The sequence below is a fragment of the Kitasatospora sp. YST-16 genome, assembly GCF_026802215.1.
GTDB classification, from domain to species: domain Bacteria; phylum Actinomycetota; class Actinomycetes; order Streptomycetales; family Streptomycetaceae; genus Kitasatospora; species Kitasatospora cineracea.
Window position 1 is genome coordinate 5,433,496 of the sequence record NZ_CP113837.1, and the last position, 18,057, is coordinate 5,451,552.

Sequence of the window (18,057 nt, forward strand, 5' to 3'; positions counted from 1 at the left end):
GCGCACCGATCCGCCCGCCCCTCTCACCCTCCTGGAGCCACCGATGCCCGAACCACGCCGCCGCGCCCGCGCGCTGGCCCGCCGATGGTGGCCGCTGGCCCTCGCCGTCCCGCTCGGCGCGGCGGCCGGCGCCGGCTACGCCCTCGTCTCGCACCCCAGCTACTCGGCGAGTTCCTACGTGGTGGTGGTCCCGAACAACCCCGGCGAGAACTCCACCGCCGTCAACTTCGCCCAGGCGTACGGCCGGCTCACCGGCCAGCCGCAGGTGCTGATCGGGGCCGCCGCCGAGACCGGCCGGACGGTGACCGCGCTGGCCGGGCTGGTCCGCGGCACCACCTCCCCGGACGCCCCGATGATCGAGATCACCGGCACCGGCGCCCGCGGCGAGGAGGCGGTGAAGAACGCCGACGCGGTCGCCAAGTCGCTGATCGCGTTCGGCAACGCCAGCAGCAAGGAGACCGGCGTCCGCCTGGTCCCGCTGGCCCCCGCCGCCGAGCCCGACGCCCCCGCCTCCCCGTCCGCGAGCCTGGACACCGCGGTCGGCGCGGCCGCCGGCGTGCTGGTCGGCGCCCTGGTGCTGCTCACCCGCCGCAAGCCGTCCGCCACCCCGGAAGCCCCGCCGACCCCGCAGGCCGCGGAGCCCGAGCCCGCGCTGCCCGCCCAGGCCGAGGCCGCCGGGGCCGCCGAGCCCGCTCCCGGGAAGACCCGCGCCCCGGCGGCCGCCCGGTGAAGCTCCGCCAGCGGCGCGGCCCCGGGTGCCCGCCCAGCCGGCCCGCTGCGCCGCCGACCGCGAGCAGTGGAGCGCCGAGGTGCTGCGCGCCGACGACGCCCTGGACCGGGTCGCCGACGACTGGGACGACCTGCACCGCCGCTGCGCCACCGCGACCGCCTTCCAGGCCGCGCCGTGGCTGCGCTCCTGGTGGCGCGGCTACGGCCGCCCCGGCGCGCTGGTGCTGGTGCTGGTCCGCCGCGACGGCCGGCTGGTCGGCGCCGCCGCGCTGCGCCGCCGCGGCCCGTTCGGCGGTCTGACCAACCTGGGCGCGGGCCTGGTCGACTTCACCGACGTGCTGCTCGACGACGACTGCGCCGACCGGGCCGCCGCCGAGCTGGCCGCCGCCCTGCCGCTGCACCGCCCCTGGCACAGCCTGGAACTGCGCGAGGTGCACCCGTCGGCGGCCGTGCAGCGGGTGTACGCGCACTGGCGCGGCCGCCGGCACCGCTACGCGGACTCGCTCTGCCAGTACCTGCCGGCCGTCCCGATGGACGAGCTGCTGAAGCGGCTGCCCGGCAAGACCGCCCAGCGCAGCCGGGTCAAGCTCCGCAGGATCGCCCAGTCCGGGGTGCTGGTGCACTCCGCGACGGCCGAGGAAGTCCCGTACACAGTGGGCGAGTTGCTGCGGCTGCACCTGCTGCAGTGGCAGGACCGCGGGGTCACCCCGGAGCACCGCACCGCGCGCTTCGCCGCGCACCTGACCGAGTCGACCACCGGCCTGGTGGCGACCGGCCGGGCGGTGATACACCGGTTCGAGCTGGACGGCGAGGTGGTGGCGGTGAACCTGGTGATCCTCTGCGCCCCGTTCGGCGGCCTGTACATGTACGGCGCGCACCCCCGGCTCCGGGAGAAGCTGGACATCGCCGGGCTGCTGTTCGGCGCCGCGCTGGACGCGGTCCGCGCCGCCGGGATCCCGCAGCTCAGCCTGCTGCGCGGCCAGGAGCCGTACAAGCAGCGCTGGCGCCCGGACCAGCTGTCCAACCAGCGCCTGGTGCTCGGCCCCGGCCGGCTGGCCCCCGCGGCGGCCGCCCGCGCGCTGCGGGTCCGGGCCCGGATCGCCGCCGTGCACCTGCTGCGGACCCGGATGCCGAAGCTGAAGGAGGCGCTAGCGCAGCGGCGACTGCGGTGAGGTCTTCACCGGCCCGACGGCCCCGGAGGAGCCCGACATCAGCTGCTTGTACACCGCGGCCGACTTCGGGTTGTCCTTGCAGGCCCAGAAGCCGTGCGGGCAGTAGTCGGTGACGGTCTGGTAGGCGGTGTCGTGGGTGCGCATCCACTCCACCATCCGCCGGACGAACTCCGGGTTGTCGCCGTTGCGGAACAGCCCCCACTCCGGGTAGGACACCGGCTTGCCGCGCTTGGCGGCGAACTCGACCTGGTCCTGCAGCCCGTACGGCTCGGAGACGTACTCGTCGAAGGTGCCGCCGGCCGGCTGGTCGTAGCTGTCCATCCCGATGATGTCGACCACGTCGTCGCCCGGGTAGCAGCGCGTCCAGGGGATGGCGTCCAGCCCGCGGGTGGGGGTGAAGTCGAAGGAGAAGCGCTGGCCGGGCACCGAGCGCATCACGCCGACGATCCGCCGCCAGTACGCCTTCCAGGCCGCCGGGTCGGGCTTGCAACGCGAGGTGTAGGTGACGCCGTTCATCTCCCAGCCGAGGGTGATGACGGTGTCGCCGCCGCCGAACGCGACCAGCTTCCGGGCCAGGCGCAGGAAGTGCTGGTCGAACTCGCCCTGGTTGCCGCGGGCCAGCAGCCGGGCCACCTCGGCGTCCGGCACGTTGCCCTCGTTCGGGACGAGCATCGGCACGCCCAGCACCAGCCGCCGCCCGGGGTCGGACTGCCGCCACTGCGACCACAGGCCGAGCACCATCGGCTCGCCCTCGATGTCCTGCCAGCCGTTGCCCGCCAGGTAGGTGTGGCCGACCTGCAGGTTGGCGTTGTTCAGCCAGGAGGACATCCGGGCGATGTTCGGGATGTAGGTGTCCCAGGAGCCGACGAACGCGCCGAACGGCACCTCGTGCACCGCCCGCTGCACCACCGGCCGGGGCGCCGCGCCGCGCGGCTGGATGGCGTCGGAGGAGAGCGCGGCGTGGCGCTCGGTCTGGCTGAGCGGGGTGCCGGAGGGCACGCTCGCGGTGGTCACCAGCAGCAGCGCGGCAGCGGCCAGGGTCAGGCGGCCGAGACGCATGGGCTCTCCGTGGGTCCAGGGACAATTCCGGCCCCAGGAGCCTAGCCTGACGGACCGTCATAAATGCCCCATGTCACCCCAACGGGTCAACCCGGGGGCCGGTCAGCCGAAGGTGTCGCACTTCGCCGGGTCGCCGGTGCGGTAGCCGGTGGTGAACCACTGCTTCCGCTGCGCCGAGGAGCCGTGCGTCCAGGTCTCCGGGTTGCTGCGCCCGGTGGCCCGCTGCTGGATCCGGTCGTCGCCCACCGACTCGGCGGCGTCCAGCGCCAGCGCGATGTCCTGGTCGGTCAGCGAGGTGATCAGCGGGCGCCCGGTGGAGGGCTGCGGGGTGGTGGTGGCGTGGTGCGTCCACACGCCCGCGTAGCAGTCGGCCTGCAGCTCCAGCTTGACCGAGGCGCTGTCCGCGCCCTGCCGGTCGTTGCCGACCTTGCCCATGGTGCCCAGCAGGTCCTGCACGTGGTGCCCGTACTCGTGCGCCACCACGTACGCCTCGGCGAACGGCCCGCCCTTGGCGCCCAGCTGCCGGGTCATGTCGTCGAAGAAGCCCAGGTCGAAGTAGGCCTTGCCGTCGCCGGGGCAGTAGAACGGCCCGACCGCGGAGGTCGCGGTGCCGCAGGCGGTGGCGACCCGGTCGGTGAACAGCACGGTGTCGGCCGGGCGGTAGCTGCGTCCGCGGGCCGCGAAGTCGGCCTGCCAGTACGCCTGGACGCTGTTGACCACGGCCAGGATCCGGCAGTCCTGCCGCTTGTTGGCGTCCGCGCCGGTCTTGCAGGCCGCGCTCAGCTGGGCGGGGCTGGTGGCCTTCCCGACCGGGGGCGCGGCCGGCTGGTCGGCGGCGCCGAACAGCCCCGGGTCGATGCCGAACAGCAGCGCCACGACCAGCCCGAGGATGCCGATCGCCCCGCCGCCGACCGCCAGTCCGCCGCCGGGGATGCCGCGCCGGTCCTGCACCTGCGAGGCGTCGAGCTCCGCCTCGTCGTCGAACTGCATTCCGTCTCACCTCTGTAACAGTCGGTCGGGCCACCGCACGGGTACCCTAGCGGGCCGCGTCCATCCGCCCGCCCGGCGGACCCGCAGGTCGGGCCGGGTCGCGTCGGGCCCGGATAAAGGTCTGGACCAGTGACACGCCCGGGTCGGCCGGGCGGTAAACCGGGGGCTCCCGTCAGTACCCGCCGGATAAACTCCGCCCGTGTCCTTCAACCCGCTGCGAAGCCTGTCGCCCCGCTCGGCCCTGCCCGCCGCCGCCGTCCTGCTGGTCCTCGCGGCCGGTGCGGCGGCCCACGCCAACCGGCCCGAGCCGTTCGGCGACCGGGTGGTCCCCGGCGCGTCGGACGCCAGCCCGGTGAGCGCGCAGTCGACCGGCGCGGAGCAGGCCGACCTCCAGGTGGGCCCCGGCGTGGAGGCCTACTCGCGGTCCACCGGCGAGCGCCTGTGGTCCTACCGCCGGGAGGGCGCCACCGCGCTGCACCTGGCCAGGGTCGGCGAGGACGCCGTGGTGCTCTGGGACGACGGCATGATCACCGCGGTCAACACCGCCGACCACTCGGTGCGCTGGCACCGCGGCTTCCCGGACCTCGCCGACTGGCTGCGCGCCGACGGCGAGCCGGGCGCGGACACCCGCACCGAGGAGCAGCGCCAGCAGACCATGCTGCAGCGCGCCGCCGACGCGCTGCACCCGTCCGACGACAAGGTCAACGACGCGTTCGTGACGGTGGTCACCCCCGGCCTGCTGATGGGCTTCCGCGAGCGCGACGGCGACCTGCGCTTCAACTCCCGCCCCCCGGCGGGCTGCGCCTTCGACCCGGCGCGCACCGCGCAGACCGACGACGCGGTGCTGGTGCCGCGGCTGTGCCCGCCGGCCGGCGGCTCGGCCGCCCGCCAACTGCCCGGCGGCGTCATGGTGTTCTCGCTCACCGACCACGGCGGCTTCCTCAACACCGGCCCGGACGTGGTGATGCGCCCGCTGGACGGCCACCGGGTGATGGTCGAGGACGGCCCGGTGATCGGCAGCTGGGTGTACGACACCAGGCTCGGCACCCGCGAGGCCGCCTGCGGCACCGCCGCCGTCCCGTTCGCCGCGGCCCGCCCGTCCTGCGAGAAGTGAGCGCCGTCACCGGCCCGGAAGCCGCGTCGGCTGGCGCGAAAAAGAGTTTGCCGATACTCCCGTAAACTTGGGTCCAATGGCTGAGAGCCATACCCACGCCGAGGAGAGACCCCAGCCATGATTTCCGCGAACGCCCTGGAGCTTCGTGCCGGTGCCCGCATCCTGATCGAGTCCGCCAGCTTCCGGATCGCCCCGGGCGACCGGATCGGCCTGGTCGGCCGCAACGGCGCGGGCAAGACCACGCTGACGAAGGTGCTGGCCGGCGAGGGCCTCCCGGCCGGCGGCACGGTCACCTCCTCCGGCGAGGTCGGCTACCTCCCGCAGGACCCGCGCACCGGAGACCTCGACGTCCTCGCCCGGGACCGCATCCTGTCCGCCCGCGGCCTCGACACCGTGCTGAGGAAGATGCGCGAGAACGAGGAGCGGATGGCCAACGGCAAGGGCGCCACCCGCGACAACGCGATGAAGAAGTACGCCCGGCTGGAGACCGAGTTCCTCACCAAGGGCGGCTACGCCGCCGAGGCTGAGGCCGCCACCATCGCCGCCGCGCTCGGCCTGCCCGACCGCATCCTCGGCCAGGAACTGCACACCCTCTCCGGCGGCCAGCGCCGCCGCGTCGAGCTGGCCCGGATCCTCTTCTCGGACGCCGACATCCTGCTGCTCGACGAGCCCACCAACCACCTCGACGCGGACTCCATCGCCTGGCTGCGGGACTTCCTGAAGACCTACAAGGGCGGCTTCATCGTCATCTCGCACGACGTCGAGCTGGTCGAGACGGTCGTCAACAAGGTCTTCTACCTGGACGCCAACCGCTCCGCCATCGACATCTACAACATGGGCTGGAAGCAGTACCAGCAGCAGCGCGAGGACGACGAGAAGCGCCGCAAGCGCGAGCGGGCCAACGCGGAGAAGAAGGCCGCGACGCTCAACTCGCAGGCCGACAAGATGCGCGCCAAGGCCACCAAGACGGTTGCCGCGCAGAACATGGCCCGCCGCGCCGAGAAGCTGCTCTCCGGCCTGGAGCAGGTCCGGGTCTCCGACAAGGTCGCCAAGCTCCGCTTCCCGGACCCGGCCCCGTGCGGCAAGACCCCGCTGACGGCCGAGGGCCTGTCGAAGTCCTACGGCTCGCTGGAGATCTTCACCGACGTGGGCCTGGCGATCGACCGCGGCTCCCGGGTCGTCATCCTCGGCCTCAACGGCGCGGGCAAGACCACCCTGCTGCGGATGCTCGCGGGCGTGGAGCAGCCGGACACCGGCGAGGTCATCCCCGGCCACGGCCTGAAGATCGGCTACTACGCGCAGGAGCACGAGACGCTCGACCCCGAGCGCAGCGTGCTGGAGAACATGCGCTCCTCCGCGCCGGACACCGACCTGGTGCAGATCCGCAAGATCCTCGGCTCCTTCCTGTTCTCCGGCGACGACGTGGACAAGCCCGCCGGGGTGCTCTCCGGCGGCGAGAAGACCCGGCTCGCGCTGGCCTCGCTGGTCGTCTCCAGCGCCAACGTGCTGCTGCTCGACGAGCCCACCAACAACCTCGACCCGGCCAGCCGCGAGGAGATCCTCGGCGCGCTGCGCACCTTCACCGGCGCGGTCGTGCTGGTCACCCACGACGAGGGCGCGGTCGAGGCGCTCCAGCCGGAGCGGATCATCCTGCTCCCCGACGGCGTCGAGGACCTGTGGAGCCCCGCCTACCACGACCTGGTGTCGCTGGCCTGACCCCCGCCCGCCCGGGCCCCCGCCCGGACCGGGCGGGTAGACGCGGGGTCCACCGCCGGTACGAGAAGAACTCGTCCTCCGTCGATCCCGGGAACACCGGGAGGTGCGTCTCCGTTCTCCGTCCGGCCGCGCGCGGTTTGCCCGCTGACGGTCCGGGCTGAGCAGCGGATTCGCTCACCGGGGTGAACGACCGAGGGGCGCGCACACCCTCCGTGAGCGCCCTGGTGCGGAGCGCGCACCACCGCTCGAGCCCGCTTTCCCGCGACGGACCTTGTCGAATGGGTGGCCAGGAGCCTTGCAATGGGTGATCATGGGATTCTGACCGATCACCTCTACGAGGAGGCACGGGTGGCCGAGACTCTGAAAAAGGGCAGCCGGGTAACAGGTGCCGCGCGTGAGAAGCTCGCGGCCGATCTCAAGAAGAAGTACGACTCCGGGGCGAGCATCCGCGCCCTCGCGGAGGAGACGGGCCGGTCCTACGGCTTCGTCCACCGCATGCTCAGCGAGTCCGGGGTCAACCTCCGGGGCCGCGGCGGAGCCACCCGCGGCAAGGGCAAGGCCACTGCCGCTGCCGGTTCCTGACGGTCCGTCACCCCGGGCGGGCGGCACCCGAGCAGCTCCGGCCGCCCCCGGCTCACCACTTCGCTGCTCGCCATGCACGACGCTCCACAACGGATCGGCGGCCGGGTTCTCCCGAGCCGCCGACCGCCGTTTCCGGGCCCGGCGCGGACCGTTCCTGTACGTGGGTCGGCCGCTTTGTTACTCTCCAGTAGCCCGTCGGGGTCGGCGGGCAGCCCCGCCCCGCCGCTGGAAGGTAACCGCCATGACCACCGACATCCCCGACGCCGACCGCACCGCGTGGGAGAAGGCGGGCGTCCGCCTCGACCTGGACGGCGAACTCGCCACCGTCACCCTCTGTGACCCCACCCGCCGCAACGCCCAGACCCCCGCGATGTGGCGGGCCCTCGCCGCCGTCGGCCGGGCGCTGCCCGGCACCGTCCGGGTCGTCCTGCTCCGCGGCGAGGGCAGCTCCTTCTCGGCCGGCCTCGACCGCGCCATGTTCACCCCCGAGGGCATCCCCGGCGAGACCGGCTTCCTCCAGCTCGCCGCCTCCCCGGACGCCGAGCTCGACGCCACCATCGCCTTCTACCAGGAGGCCTTCACCTGGTGGCGCCGCACCGACCTGGTCACCGTCGCCGCCGTCCAGGGCCACGCGGTCGGCGCGGGCTTCCAGCTCGCCCTCGCCTGCGACCTGCGGGTGGTCGCCGAGGACGTCCAGTTCGCCATGAAGGAGACCTCCCTCGGCCTGGTCCCCGACCTCGGCGGCACCAAGCCGCTCACCGAACTCGTCGGCTACGCCCGCGCCCTGGAGATCTGCGCCACCGGCCGCCGGATCGGCGCGGACGAAGCCGTCGCCATCGGCCTCGCCAACCTCGCCGTCCCCGCGGACGACCTCCCCGCCGCCGCCGCCGACCTGGCCGCCGCCCTGCTGGCCGCCCCCCGCAACGCCGTCATCGAGACCAAGTCCCTGCTGCGCGGCGCGATCGACCGCACCTACGACCAGCAGCGCGCCGCCGAGCGCGAGTCCCAGGCCCGCCGCCTCCGCGACCTCGCGGGCCGCTGAGGCGACCGCACGACACGAGCAGGGGCGCGGCCGCCGGGCCGCGCCCCTGCTCGTGTGCCCGGTGCGCCCGTCCGCAGGCACCCGCGCTGCGCCCCGCGTGGCGAAATGTCAGGGTTGGGAGGAAGTGCGGTATAGCTGGTGTCGAACGTCAGGAGAACCGAGATGACGCAGCCTCACACCCCCACCCCCGCGGACCTGCAGAAGAACGCGACGGAGAACCGGCCGAGCGGTGAGCGCGGCCGTACCGCCCTCGCGGTCGGAGTGGTGGAGAAGATCGCCGGCATGGCGGCCCGGGAGGTGTCGGGCATCCACGCGCTGGGCTCGGGGTTCTCCCGGACGTTCGGAGCGATGCGGGACCGGGTGCCGGGCTCGAAGTCCAGCGTCGGGCGCGGGATCAAGGCGGAGGTCGGCGAGAAGCAGACCGCCATCGACATCGCGCTGGTGGTCGAGTACGGGGTGGTGATCCCCACGCTGGCCGGCGAGGTGCGGTCGAACATCATCGAGGCGGTCGAGCGGATGACCGGCCTGGAGGTGGTCGAGGTGAACATCGCCGTCAACGACGTCCACCTGCCCGACGAGCCGGACGAGGACGAGGAGGAGGAGCCCGCCTCCTCCGGCCGGCGCCCCCGCGTGCAGTGAGTCGTGACCGTCCCGAGTGCCGAGCGGAAAGCCGAAGGAGTAGCGGATGAACCTGGCGTTGGTGGGCCTGCTCGCGGGCATGGCCCTCGGCTTCGCCGGCTACTTCGGCGGTTTCGCCGCGTTCCTGCTGGTGGCGGTGCTCGGGGCGGTCGGTTTCGTGGTCGGGCGGCTGATCGAGGGGGACATCGAGCTCGGTGACCTCGGCGACCTGCTGCGCGGCCGGGACCGGCGGCGCTGATGGCCCACCCGGGGGTGGTCGCGCAGCGCGGCGGCGAGCAGGTCGCGGACCGGGTGTACCGGCGGATCGCGGCCCGCGCCGCCGCGGACGCGCTCGCCCCGGCCTGGCGGGACCGGCCCGGCCCGGTCCCCCGCCCGAAGGTCTCGGCGCTGTTCTCGCACGGCCGGGTCCGGCTGACGCTGCACCTGGAACTGCCGTTCCCGTCCGACGTCGGCACGCTGGCCCGGACGGCCCGGGACGCGGCCTGCCGCACCGTCGCCGAGCTGACCGGCACGCCGGTGACCGGGGCGGACGTGATCGTGGACCGGCTGCACCCGGCGGCCGCCGGATGACCGCGCCGGAACCGGGGCCCGGGCCGGAGCCGCGGTCCGTTCCGAGCGCGGAGCCGGCGCACGGGAGCGGGCCGAGCGGGCTGGAGGCCAGGCGGCGGCGGGCCGGGCGGTGGCTGCGCTCCCAGCGGGCGGTGCCGGCCGCGCTGGTGGTGGCCGTGCTGCTGGTGGCGTCCGGTGCGCTGCTGTACGACGTGATCGCGGTGCGGGCCGGCGGGCAGGCCCGGCCCTGGCGGCGGGAGCTGTCGGAGCAGTTGGCGACCCGGCACCTGGACGACCCGTGGGTGCTGGGCATCGCGGGTGGCGCGGTCGCCCTCGGGCTGCTGCTGCTGTGGCTGGCGTTCGCCCGCGGCCTGCGCGGCTGGCTCGCGCTGGAGCCGCGCGGGGCGGCGATCCACCGCAGCGCGGTCGCCGCACTGATCGCCGGGCGCGCCCAGCGGCGCGCCGACGTGCACTCCTGGCAGGTGAAGGTCGGCCGGCGGCGCACCCGGGTCACGCTGACCGGCACCACCGACCCGGCCGGGGCGGAGCGCGAACTGCGGGCCGAACTGGACCGGATCCCGCTGGCCGCGCCGCACCGGCTGGACGTCCGCACCCGGCCGGTGCGCGAGCGCCACCACCGCCGGGAACTCGCCGAGTGGGAGCCGCCCCGATGAGCCGACGCGCCGTCAACCGCACCCTGCTGGCCCTGGTCGGGCTGGCCCTGCTGGCGGGCGGGGCCCTGGTGCTGCTCGGCGGGCTCGACGCCTACCGGCACCTCGGGATCACCCCGCCCCACTGGTGGCCGCTCACCTCGCCCGACCAGCCCGTGCTCAGCACGGCCAGCCGCACCCGCTGGACCGACCGCGACTGGTGGTGGCCGGTGGCCATCGCGGTGCCCGCGCTGGTGGTTCTCGGCTGCCTGTGGTGGCTGTTCTCCCAACTGCGCCGGGGCGGCCCGGCCGGGGTCGACCTGCCCTCGCCCGCGGCGCCCGGCGAACCGCACTTCGCCCTGCACGTGCGCAGCCGGGCGGTCGAGGAGGCGATCGAGGCCGAAACGGTGGCGCTCCCGGACGTCGACCGGGTCACCGTCAAGGTCACCGGAGCGGCCCGCCGCCCCGAGGTGCACACCGCCGTCCGGCTCGCCCCCGGCGCCGACACCGCCGCCCTGCTCTCCGCCTACCGCACCGGCCCGGTCGAGCACGCCCGCCACTCGCTGGGCCTGACGTCGCTCCCCGCCCAACTGCGGCTGCGCGGCGGCAAACCCCGCAAGGAACGGCAGCGCCGGAAGACCCCCCGGGTGCGCTGACGACCGCGCTCCGGAACGGCCGCCCCCCACTTCGGGCAACCGGCCGGAACGGGCCGGGGCGCGGCGGTACGGTTACTGACCATCCGCCAATTCGGCGTGGGATCAAGGGGGTTGGAGTGCGGGACGGTCCGCTGCGAATACCGGGGTTCCGGCTGCTGGTGGCCGGACAGTTCGCCTCGATGCTGGGGGACTGCTGCTACGCCGTCGCCCTGCCCTGGCTGGTGCTGGGCGGGCACGGCGGGACGGCCCTGCTCGGCACCGTCCTGGCCTGCTACGGGGTGGCCCGGGTGGCCACCATCCCGCTCGGCGGCGTCCTGGCCGACCGCTGGGGCGGCCGCCGGATCATGCTCGGCGCGGACGCCGTCCGGGCCGCGGCCGTCGCCGGGCTCGCCGCGGTCTCCGCCACCGGGGAACCCGGGACGCTCCAACTCCTGCTGCCCGCCCTGCTGTTGGGCGCCGGCTCCGGGCTGTTCCTGCCCGCTTCGTACACCCTGCTGCCCGGGCTGCTCCCGGCCGACCAGCTCGGGCGGGGCAACGCGCTCTCCACCATGGCCAACCAGTTCGGCGGTGTGCTCGGCCCCTCGCTCGGCGGGCTGCTGGTCGCGCTGTGGGGGGCCACGCCGGCGCTGCTGGTCGACGCCGGGTCCTTCGCGCTGTCGGCGGCGGTGCTACTCGGACTGCGCCCGGCGCGGGCGGAGCGCGCCGGGGGCCCCGCCCCGGACGGGGAGGGGCCCGGGTTCGCGGAGGTGCTGCGGCGCGGACGGCTGCTGCACGTGGTGATGGTGGTCGCGCTGGTCTGCAACCTCGCCTTCAACGGCACCATGGAGGTCGCCCTGCCGGACTGGGCCCACCGCGACCTCGGGCCCGCCGACTACGGCGCGCTGCTGACCGTCCTGAGCATCGGCTCGCTGCTCGGCTCGGCGATCGCGGTCCGGGCCCGCCCCGCGCAGCGGCCCGCCCGGCTGTTCGCCGCGCTCGCCGCGGTGATGGGCCTCGGCCTGGCGGGCGTGCCGTACGCGGGCGGGGTGGTCGGGGCCGGGGCGTGCATCGCGGTGTACAGCGTGGCCGGCGGCTGGCAGAACATCGTCGTCGTGACGATGCTCCAGACCTGGACGCCGGCCCGGCTGCTGGGACGGGTGATGAGCATGGTGATGCTCGCCGTCACCGGCTCCTTCCCGGTCTCCGTCGCGCTGGCCGGCCTGGCCGTCCACCGCCTCGGCCCGGCCCCGTTCTTCCCCGCCGCCGGTGCGGTCATCGCCCTGGCCGTGGCCCTCGCGCTGGCGCAGCCGGCCTTCCGCGGGCACCGGCACGGGGCGGTGTTCGCGGGCGGGGCGGCCTGAAGCGGGGGGACTGTGCGGAGAGGTCGCGGGACGGCGCGTGTGGCCGTCCCGCGAGGTGGTCCGGCGGGGTGGGGCCCGGCCGTGCAGTTCCTGGTTGTTACAGGCTGCGGATGGCTCCGCCGTCGACCGGGAGCATCAGGCCGGTGAGGTAGGAGGCGGCGGGGGAGAGGAGGAAGGCGGCGGTGCGGCCGAACTCCTCGGGGGTGCCGTAGCGGCGCAGCGGGATGCCCTCGGTGGCGGCCTCGCGGGCGGCGGCGGGGTCGGCGGCGAGGGAGTCGAGTTCGCGGACCCGGTCGGTGTCGATCCGGCCGGGGAGCAGGCCGAGGACGCGGATGCCGCGCGGGCCGAGTTCGTCGGCGAGGGTCTTGGCGGCCATGGCGAGGCCGGGGCGCAGGCCGTTGGAGATGCCGAGGCCGCCGATCGGCTGGCGGACCGAGGTGGAGAGCACGAAGGCGATGACGCCCCCGGCGGGGAGGCGTTCGGCGGCGGTGCGGGCCAGTCGCAGGGCGCCGAGGAAGACGGAGTCGAACGCGCTGCGCCAGGCGTCGTCGGTGGCGGTGGAGACCGGGCCGGCGGCGGGGCCGCCGACGCTGATCAGGATGCCGTCGAAGCCGTCGAAGCGGCTGCGGGCGGCGTCGACCAGGCGCTGCGGGGTGGCCGGGTCGGCGTTGTCGGCGCCGACGCCGTGGGCGTTCTCGCCGAGGTCGGCCGCGGCGGCGGTGGCGGCCGCCTGGGTGCGGCCGGTGACGATCACTTTGGCGCCTTCGGCGACGAGTTGCCGGGCGGTGGCGTGGCCGAGCCCCCGGGTCGCGCCGGTGACCACGTACACCTTGTCCTTGAGTCCGAGATCCATGCCGACCATTCTCGCCGGTCGGCACGGATCCCGGACGCCGGGTCAGCCCACCGGGATGCCGGGGTTGACCAGGGCGGTGCCTCCGGTGACGGTGTTGTCGGCGGTGACGGTGACCGGGCAGTCGGCGGAGTAGTTGGTGACGTCGATCGCGTACTTGGCGGTGTTGGCGCCGTTCGCGCCGGTCAGGTCGGACCTGTTGCCCCGGAAGACGGTGCCGCAGCCCCAGCCGGGCTGCTGGGTGTGGGTCTGGTAGCCGTCGTTCATGGTGCGCACGCCGGTGTTGTTCTCGATGACGTAGCCGTTGCCCTTCACGTCGACCCAGGAGTCGTCGTAGTTGATGTTCGTCAGGCCGTTGCCGTCGAAGCGGTTGCCGGAGACCAGGCCGCCGGTGGTGCCCTCCTTGAGGTCGATGTTCTCGGCGCCGATGTTCGGGCCGATGGTGTTGCCGACGATCTGCACGTAGTCGCTCTTGTCGGTGAGCGTGTTGGCGGTGCCGACGTAGACGCCCTCGCCCTTGCCGTCGTGGGCGGTGCCGGTGTCGTGCACGGTCGAGTTGCGCAGCACGCCGTGGCTGGAGGAGTTGCGGAAGTGCACGCCCTCCATGGTGGTGTGGTGGACCGTCACGCCGTCGAGCACCACGTAGTCCGAGGAGTCGACCATGATGCCCTTCTGGGCGTTGGTGACGGTGATGCCCTGGACGGTCCAGTAGGGGGCGTTCGCCAGCGAGAGGCCGTAGCCGCCGCCGGTGGAGGTGGTGAGGACGGCGTTCGGCGAGCCGGTCAGGGTGATCCGGGCGGCGGCCGTGCCCGCCGTGGTGATCTTGAAGTTGCCGCTGTAGGTGCCGTCGGCGAGCTGGATGGTGCGGCCGGGGACGGCGGCGCTCAGCGCGGCCTGGAGCTCCTTGGCGGTGGAGACCCGGACGGTGTTCGCGGCGGCCGAGGAGGCGGGGGCGGACGGCGTCGGGGTGGTGGCGGAGGGCGAGGGGGAGGCGGGCGCGGAGGGCGAGGCGGGCGCGGAGGAGGACGGGGGCGGGGTGGACGGGACGGCGCCGAGGGCGGTCAGCGAGACGTCGTCGGCCTGGTAGGGGCTGCCGTACCAGCCGCTGAGGGCGACCGTCACCCGGGTGGTGTCCGGGCCGGTGGTGAAGGTGCGGGTGAGCTGCGTCCAGCCGGCGGCGTTCGCCCAGGTGGAGGTGGACACGCCGGTGCCGGTGGCGGCGAGGGTGACGTAGGAGCCCTTCACCCAGGCGGACAGGGTGTAGCCGGTGTTCGGCTGGACGTCGACGCCCTGGGTGCACGGGGCGAGGTCGCCCGCGCCGGGGGTGGCGCTCAGCGCGGCGGCGCCGGAGTGCGGCCCGGAGGCGGTGAGGGCGGCGGTGCCGGTGCAGCTCCAGGGGGAGAGCGCGCCGGACTCGAAGCCGCCGTTGGCCAGGAGTTCGGTGGCCGCGCCGGCCTGGGCGGGCAGCAGGGCCAGGACGGCGGAGCCCAGGGCCAGGGCGCCGGTCGCGGCGGCGCCGCGGTGGAGGCGGTGCGTCATGGAAGTCGCTCCAGAGTGGGGGAAAGAGCGTTCAGGGCATGTGCACGGCCAATTTGGACTAGACCAATACGGGGCGTCAATGGGTGTGCGCCGACCGGGTGTCGATGGCGCGCGGCCGGGAACCGTCCGAAGATGGGGGAATCGGACCACCCACCCGAGGTGCAGCGCATGGACAGTCGGCGGTTGCCGAACATCGACGGCGTCGCGGCGGCCCTGGTCGACGGCGACGGACGCGTCGTGGGCTGGACCGCCGCCGCCGAGCAGCTGCTCGGCCTGGCCGCCGCCCAGGTCACCGGCCGCCCGGCCGCCGACCTGCTGGCCGACGCCACGGCCGACGCCGCCGCGCTCGGCCGCCGGGCCGGCGAGGTGCGGCTGCGCACCGGCGGCGGGCCCCCGCTGGAGGTCGCCTACCAGGTGCTGCCGCTGGCCGGCGAGCACGGCGAGGTCCGGGCCCTGGTGCTGGCCACCCCCGCCGACACCGTCACCCGGTGGCGCCAGGACGAGGCGTTCACCCGGGAACTGTTCCTCCAGGACCGGCTCGGCCTGGCCTTCTTCGACACCGACCTGCGGCTGCTGCGCACCAACACCCACCTGCTGCCCTACACCGGACTGCCCGACCACCTGGCCGGCCACCGGCTCGGCGACTTCCTGCAGCCCCGGGACGCCGAGGACGCCGAGGCGATCCTGCGCCGGGTGCTCGACACCGGGGAGCCGGTGGTCCGGGCCGAACTGCCGATCCGCACCCTGGACGACCCCGGCCCCGCCGTGATGATGGAGGTGCAGGCCTTCCGGCTGCAGGCCCCCGACGGGACGCTGATCGGCGTCACCGCGCTGTTCGGCGACGTCACCGAACTGCACCGCTACCGGCGGCGCGCCGACGTGCTGCACCGGGCCACCGCCGCCGTCGGCGGCTCGCTCTCGGTGGCCGGCACCGCCGAGGACCTGGCCGGCGTGCTGGTGCCCGGGCTCGGCGACCGCGCCGAGGTGGACATCGCCGAAGCCGTCTTCACCGGCGACGAACCGGTGCCCGGCGCCGACGGGCTGCTCCCCGTCCGCCGCACCGCCACCGCAGGGCCGCCCGGGCCCGACGACCGCCCGCTCGGGCCGCTCGGACCGATCGCCCGCGAGGAGCTCGGCCGCCCCGCCGCCGCGGCCGCCGGACGGCCCACGATGAGCGCCCCGCTGCACGCCCGCGGCGGCCCGCTCGGCCGGGTCACCGTCCACCGGGGCCCCGACGACGGCCCGTACGCGGGCGAGGACCTGGAACTGCTGCGGGAGATCGCCGCCCGGGCCTCGCTCGCCCTCGACAACGCCCGCCGCTACACCCGCGAGCACCGGGCCGCCGTCGGCCTGCAGCGCTCGCTGCTGCCGCCCGCCGAGACCGCGGTGCCCGCCGCCACCACCGCCAGCGTCTACCGGCCCACCGACACCGCGACCGGCGTCGGCGGGGACTGGTTCGACGTGATCCCGCTCTCCGGCGCCCGGGTCGCCCTGGTGGCCGGCGACGTGGTCGGCCACGGCCTGCAGGCCAGCGCCACCATGGGCCGGCTGCGCACCGCCGTGCGCACCCTGGCCGACCTCGACCTGGAGCCCGACGAGCTGCTGGTGCACCTGGACGACCTGGTCTCCCAGCTGGTCGTCGAGGGCAGCGAGGAGGAGCGCGAGCGCGGCGTCGCCGACCCGTCCGGGGCGACCTGCGTGTACGCCGTCTACGACCCGGTCTCCGGCATCTGCCAGGCCGCCAGCGCCGGGCACCCGCCGCCCGCCCTGGTGCACCCCGACGGGCGGGTCGAGTACCTGCCGGTCAACCCCGGGCCGCCGCTCGGCGTCGGCGGGCTGCCGTTCGAGACCGTCGAGTGCGCGCTGCGCGGCGGCAGCGTGCTGGCGCTGTACACCGACGGGCTGATCGAGGGCGGCACCGGCGGCGACCTGGACGAGGGCATGGCGCAGCTGGCCGCCCGGCTCGGCGAGGCCGACCTGGGCGGGGACCTGGCGGCGGCCGGGCGGGCGATCGTCGCCGAGATGTCCACCGCCGGGCTCAGCGACGACGTCACGCTGCTGCTGGCCCGGCTGCACCCGGTGCCGCCCGCGGACACCGCCGTGTGGACCATCGAGGCCGACCCGTCGGCGGTCGCCGGGGTGCGCGAGGCCGCCACCCGGACGCTGGAGGAGTGGGGGTTGGACGGGCTGGTGTTCACCACCGAGCTGGTGCTGAGCGAACTGGTCACCAACGCGATCCGGTACGCGGGCGGGCCGGTGATGGTGCGGCTGATCCGCTCCTCGGTGCTGACCTGCGAGGTCTCCGACCCCAGCGCCACCCAGCCGCGGATGCGCCGGGCCCGGCTCACCGACGAGGGCGGCCGCGGCCTGTACCTGGTCGCCCAGCTGACCGAGCGCTGGGGCAGCCGCTACACCCGCAGCGGCAAGACCATCTGGGCCGAGCAACCGATGGGGCCTGCCTGACGACCCCGCCGGGCGCGCGCCGCCGGGCATCCCGCCTGGCCGCACCGGCAAAACGCCCGAGTACTTCCAGTACGAGGGCGTTTCGCCGGCACGCCCAGCCGGGCGCCCAACAACGCGCGCTGATCCGGCGGGGCCGTCAGGCAGGCCCCGACCCGCCCCCCCTCAGCTGGTAGCGCCGACCAGTTCCCCGGCCTCGGCGGCCCGTTCGGAGGCGTGCTGCTTGGCCTCGCGGCGGGCCATCACCACCAGGCCGATCGGGATCAGCGAGGTGAACAGCCACCACTGGATCGCGTACGCCATGTGCGGGCCGATGTCGGAGTGGCCGGGCTCGGCGAGCAGCTCGGGGGAGGGGCCGGCGGCGGGCCGGGAGGAGGACAGCTCCAGGTAGCCGCCGAGCACGGTGCTGTTCGCGTACTTGGCCTGCTCGGCGGTGTTGATCACCTTGTACATCCGCTCGGGCAGGCCGCCGCGGTTCTTCACGCCCAGCGAGGCGTACGTCTCGTCGGCGCGCAGCCGGCCGGTGACGGTGACCTCGCCGGACGGCGGGGCCGGGACGTCCGGGATGCTGGCGGCGTCCGCGGCGGACTCCACCCAGCCGCGGTTGACCAGCACCGAGCCCCTGCCGTCGGCGAGCACCAGCGGGGTGACCACGAAGTAGCCGATGGTGGAGCCGCCGGGCTCGGTGCGGCCGCGGACGACCACCTCGTGCGCGGTGTCGTAGCTGCCGGTGGCGGTCACGGTGCGCCAGACCTCGCCGGTCGGGACGGACCAGCCGGGGGAGGAGAGCGAGTCGAAGGCGACCGGGGCGCTGCCCAGGTTGCGCGCCACCAGGTCGTTGCGGGCCACCCGTGCCTCGTGCCGGTGGTACTGCCAGAACCCCAGCTTGATCATGGTCGGGACCAGCACCGCGGCCACCAGGACGATGACCGCCCAGCGCAGGGACAGCAGGAATCGGTACACACCCGGC

At 74.8% G+C, this 18,057-nt stretch carries 18 protein-coding genes and 1 pseudogene; 13 read left to right on the forward strand and 6 right to left on the reverse strand.

The genetic code is table 11. From position 1 onward, the window contains the following. Positions 1-43 precede the first annotated feature (43 nt). Positions 44-730 carry a Wzz/FepE/Etk N-terminal domain-containing protein gene (locus OU787_RS24640; protein WP_268661984.1) on the forward strand — a complete coding sequence of 229 codons (687 nt, stop codon included), beginning with the start codon at positions 44-46 and terminating at the stop codon, positions 728-730. A 25-nt stretch (positions 731-755) separates the two neighbouring features. Continuing rightward, complete coding sequence (locus OU787_RS24645; RefSeq protein ID WP_268660558.1) at positions 756-1,901, forward strand: GNAT family N-acetyltransferase; 1,146 nt, start codon at positions 756-758, stop codon at positions 1,899-1,901. Here OU787_RS24645 and OU787_RS24650 read toward each other — a convergent pair. Beyond that, a complete protein-coding gene (locus tag OU787_RS24650) occupies positions 1,878-2,960 on the reverse strand; it encodes a glycoside hydrolase family 26 protein (protein WP_051817115.1) in 1,083 nt (360 codons plus the stop codon). The two genes, OU787_RS24645 and OU787_RS24650, sit on opposite strands and share 24 nt — an antisense overlap. Before the next feature lie 102 nt (positions 2,961-3,062). After that, entirely contained in the window at positions 3,063-3,950 is an 888-nt protein-coding gene (ypfJ, locus tag OU787_RS24655) for a KPN_02809 family neutral zinc metallopeptidase (RefSeq protein ID WP_268660559.1), read from the reverse strand. Between the two features lie 199 nt (positions 3,951-4,149). On the opposite strand from ypfJ, the gene OU787_RS24660 reads away from it, so the two are divergent. The 10 genes from OU787_RS24660 to OU787_RS24705 all read left to right on the forward strand — a co-directional run bounded on the left by OU787_RS24660 (position 4,150) and on the right by OU787_RS24705 (position 12,238). Beyond that, entirely contained in the window at positions 4,150-5,064 is a 915-nt protein-coding gene (locus OU787_RS24660) for a hypothetical protein (protein WP_268660560.1), read from the forward strand. A 117-nt stretch (positions 5,065-5,181) separates the two neighbouring features. Continuing rightward, positions 5,182-6,780 (forward strand): ABC-F family ATP-binding cassette domain-containing protein, encoded by a 1,599-nt coding sequence (locus OU787_RS24665; RefSeq protein WP_030461121.1) that lies wholly within the window; start codon positions 5,182-5,184, stop codon positions 6,778-6,780. Between the two features lie 348 nt (positions 6,781-7,128). Beyond that, a complete protein-coding gene (locus tag OU787_RS24670; RefSeq protein WP_030461122.1) occupies positions 7,129-7,362 on the forward strand; it encodes a helix-turn-helix domain-containing protein in 234 nt (77 codons plus the stop codon). Positions 7,363-7,603: 241 nt separating this feature from the next. Further along, positions 7,604-8,404, forward strand: coding sequence for an enoyl-CoA hydratase/isomerase family protein (locus tag OU787_RS24675; RefSeq protein ID WP_051817116.1), 801 nt, complete (start codon positions 7,604-7,606; stop codon positions 8,402-8,404). Positions 8,405-8,566: 162 nt separating this feature from the next. Then, positions 8,567-9,043, forward strand: coding sequence for an Asp23/Gls24 family envelope stress response protein (locus OU787_RS24680; protein WP_030461124.1), 477 nt, complete (start codon positions 8,567-8,569; stop codon positions 9,041-9,043). Between the two features lie 46 nt (positions 9,044-9,089). After that, the gene (locus tag OU787_RS24685) at positions 9,090-9,281 is read left to right on the forward strand and encodes a hypothetical protein (RefSeq protein ID WP_030461125.1); all 192 of its coding nucleotides are present in this window, start codon (positions 9,090-9,092) and stop codon (positions 9,279-9,281) included. After that, positions 9,281-9,613: a hypothetical protein gene (locus OU787_RS24690; protein WP_035955803.1), complete on the forward strand. Its 333-nt coding sequence runs from the start codon at positions 9,281-9,283 to the stop codon at positions 9,611-9,613. The genes OU787_RS24685 and OU787_RS24690 overlap by 1 nt, the downstream gene beginning before the upstream one ends. Then, a complete protein-coding gene (locus tag OU787_RS24695; RefSeq protein ID WP_268660561.1) occupies positions 9,610-10,266 on the forward strand; it encodes a DUF6286 domain-containing protein in 657 nt (218 codons plus the stop codon). The genes OU787_RS24690 and OU787_RS24695 overlap by 4 nt, the downstream gene beginning before the upstream one ends. After that, positions 10,263-10,898, forward strand: a complete 636-nt coding sequence (locus OU787_RS24700; protein ID WP_035955817.1) for a hypothetical protein — start codon at positions 10,263-10,265, stop codon at positions 10,896-10,898. The genes OU787_RS24695 and OU787_RS24700 overlap by 4 nt, the downstream gene beginning before the upstream one ends. Positions 10,899-11,014: 116 nt before the next feature. Next, entirely contained in the window at positions 11,015-12,238 is a 1,224-nt protein-coding gene (locus OU787_RS24705) for an MFS transporter (protein WP_051817119.1), read from the forward strand. Between the two features lie 97 nt (positions 12,239-12,335). Here OU787_RS24705 and OU787_RS24710 read toward each other — a convergent pair whose 3' ends face one another. The 3 genes and pseudogenes from OU787_RS24710 to OU787_RS24720 all read right to left on the reverse strand — a co-directional run. Further along, entirely contained in the window at positions 12,336-13,091 is a 756-nt protein-coding gene (locus tag OU787_RS24710) for an SDR family oxidoreductase (protein ID WP_268660562.1), read from the reverse strand. 42 nt (positions 13,092-13,133) lie between these two features. Beyond that, positions 13,134-14,153, reverse strand: coding sequence for a right-handed parallel beta-helix repeat-containing protein (locus OU787_RS24715; RefSeq protein WP_442788648.1), 1,020 nt, complete (start codon positions 14,151-14,153; stop codon positions 13,134-13,136). A 48-nt stretch (positions 14,154-14,201) separates the two neighbouring features. Beyond that, positions 14,202-14,627 (reverse strand): annotated as a pseudogene (locus OU787_RS24720) (carbohydrate binding domain-containing protein); the annotation flags it as partial. Between the two features lie 168 nt (positions 14,628-14,795). Here OU787_RS24720 and OU787_RS24725 point away from each other — a divergent pair. Next, entirely contained in the window at positions 14,796-17,090 is a 2,295-nt protein-coding gene (locus tag OU787_RS24725; RefSeq protein ID WP_268660563.1) for a SpoIIE family protein phosphatase, read from the forward strand. A gap of 162 nt (positions 17,091-17,252) precedes the next feature. Here OU787_RS24725 and OU787_RS24730 read toward each other — a convergent pair whose 3' ends face one another. After that, a complete protein-coding gene (locus tag OU787_RS24730) occupies positions 17,253-18,050 on the reverse strand; it encodes an SURF1 family cytochrome oxidase biogenesis protein (protein WP_268660564.1) in 798 nt (265 codons plus the stop codon). Positions 18,051-18,057: the final 7 nt, after the last annotated feature.